1 tRNA gene and 2 rRNA genes (1 of these 3 cut by a window edge) are annotated in these 2,500 nt (G+C 59.0%); all 3 read right to left on the bottom strand.

Annotated features, from left to right (window positions below):
- Positions 1–8: 8 nt before the first annotated feature.
- Positions 9–82 (bottom strand) — tRNA-Met (locus G3576_RS30730).
- A 34-nt stretch (positions 83–116) separates the two neighbouring features.
- Positions 117–231: ribosomal RNA gene (rrf, locus tag G3576_RS30735) — 5S ribosomal RNA — on the bottom strand.
- A gap of 132 nt (positions 232–363) precedes the next feature.
- A 23S ribosomal RNA gene (locus tag G3576_RS30740) occupies positions 364–2,500 on the bottom strand (it continues 598 nt past the right edge of the window).

Below are 2,500 nucleotides of genomic sequence, written 5' to 3' on the forward strand. Positions count from 1 at the left end.
TCATTGGGATGCGGGGACAGGATTTGAACCTGTGACCTTCAGGTTATGAGCCTGACGAGCTACCGGGCTGCTCCACCCCGCGGTGGTGTGTTTGATCAGTACGATCCGGCGTGGTGGCCCGGCGGCGACCGACTCTCCCGCATCTTGAGATGCAGTACCATGGGCGCTGGAGTGTTTCACGGCCGAGTTCGGGATGGGATCGGGTGTATCATCTCCGCGATGACCACCGGGCCACCGCGCCGGATCGTAGTCTGATGTTGTCTGGGTCTGGTGTGTGTGTGTGGTTGGCTGAGTGCGGGTAGTGCGCGGTTTGGTGCTGCGCGCGGTGGTGTCGTTTGACGGACACCGATGCGTGCGGCGGTGATCTTGAGCTCGATCGGGCGATTAGGACCGCTCGGCTGAGAAGGTTACCCTTCTTGCACCTGCGGCCTATCGACGTGGTGGTCTACCACGGCCCTCGGCGAGACCTGGTCTTGAGGCTGGTTTCCCGCTTAGATGCCTTCAGCGGTTATCCGTTCCGCACTTGGCCACCCGGCCGTGCCACTGGCGTGACAACCGGTTCACCAGAGGTGCGTCCATCCCGGTCCTCTCGTACTAGGGACAGATCCTCTCAAGTCTCGTACACCCACGGCAGATAGGGACCGAACTGTCTCACGACGTTCTAAACCCAGCTCACGTACCGCTTTAATCGGCGAACAGCCGAACCCTTGGGACCTGCTCCAGCCCCGGGATGCGATGAGCCGACATCGAGGTGCCAAACCTCCCCGTCGATGTGGACTCTTGGGGGAGATCAGCCTGTTATCCCTAGAGTACCTTTTATCCGTTGAGCGATGGCCCTTCCACGCGGGACCACCGGATCACTAAGGCCGACTTTCGTCTCTGCTCGCGCCGTCGCGCTCGCAGTCAGGCGGGCTTGTGCCTTTGCACTCAACAGCCGATGTCCGACCGGCTTGAGCCCACCATCGCGCGCCTCCGTTACCATTTGGGAGGCGACCGCCCCAGTCAAACTGCCCACCACGCAGGGTCCCGACCCGGGGTGACCGGGTTCGGTTAGACGCCAGAAAGGCACAGGGTGGTATTTCAAGGTTGGCTCCACACAAGCTAGCGCCCATGCTTCAAAGCCTCCCACCTATCCTACACAGTCCCTTCCTGGCGCCACTGCGAAGCTGCAGTAAAGGTTCATAGGGTCTTTCCGTCTGACCGCGGGTACCCCGCATCTTCACGGGGAATTCAATTTCGCTGAGCCCATGCTGGAGACAGTGGGGAGGTCGTTACGCCATTCGTGCAGGTCGGAACTTACCCGACAAGGAATTTCGCTACCTTAGGACCGTTATAGTTACGGCCGCCGTTTACTGGGGCTTCGGTTCGGAGCTTGCACTCCTCCCCTTGACCTTCCAGCACCGGGCAGGCGTCAGACCCTATACGTCATCTCTCGATTTCGCAGAGCCCTGTGTTTTTACTAAACAGTCGCCACCCCCTGGTCTGTGCCACCCACCAGCGGTTGCCCGCCAGCAGGTCTCGCTTATCCCGAAGTTACGCGAGCAATTTGCCTAGTTCCTTCAGCATGGTTCCCTCAAGCGCCTTGGAATACTCGTCCAATCCACCTGTGTCGGTTTCGGGTACGGTCCATATGTCAGAGCTATTTCCCGAGCCGATCCAACTGCACACCCAATCCGATAAGGGCATACAGCACTTCACGGCTGTCACTTCTGACGGGCCCAGGAATATTCACCTGGTTTCCATCGGCTACGGCTGTCGCCCTCGCCTTAGGGGCCGGCTCACCCTGCGCGGATTAGCCTTGCGCAGGAACCCTTGGATTTTCGGCGGAAGGGTTTCTCACCCTTCTTGTCGCTACTCATGTCCGCATTCGCACTTCCCATACCTCCACGGCCCCTCACAGGTACCGCTTCACAGGCCTAGGGAACGCTCCGCTACCGCACATCTTTCGATGCACCCACAGCTTCGGCTCGTGGCTTGAGCCCCGTTACATTTTCGCCGCAGAACAGCTATTAGACCAGTGAGCTATTACGCTTTCTTTAAAGGATGGCTGCTTCTAAGCCAACCTCCTGGTTGTTTTGGCCGTCCCACATGCTTTCCCACTTAGCCACGAATTAGGGGCCTTAGCTGGTGGTCTGGGCTGTTTCCCTCTCGACGACGGACCTTAGCACCCGCCGTCTGTCTGCCACCCATCACTCCTCGGCATTCGGAGTTCGGTTGGGTTTGGTAGGACTTTGGGTCCCCCTAGCCCATCCGGTGCTCTACCTCCGAGGGTGTCCAGATGACGATCTACCTCAATAGATTTCGCGGAGAACCAGCTATTTCCTGGTTTGATTGGCCTTTCACCCCTAGCCACAGATCATCCCCGACTTTTTCAACAGGCGTGGGTTCGGCCCTCCAGTAGGTGTTACCCCACCTTCAGCCTGTCCATGGCTAGATCACCAGGTTTCGGGTCTCATGCCGGCAACTCAACGCCCATTTCGGACTCGCTTTCGCTGCGCCT

It is taken from the genome of Falsiroseomonas algicola, from assembly GCF_011040385.1.
GTDB lineage: Bacteria > Pseudomonadota > Alphaproteobacteria > Acetobacterales > Acetobacteraceae > Falsiroseomonas > Falsiroseomonas algicola.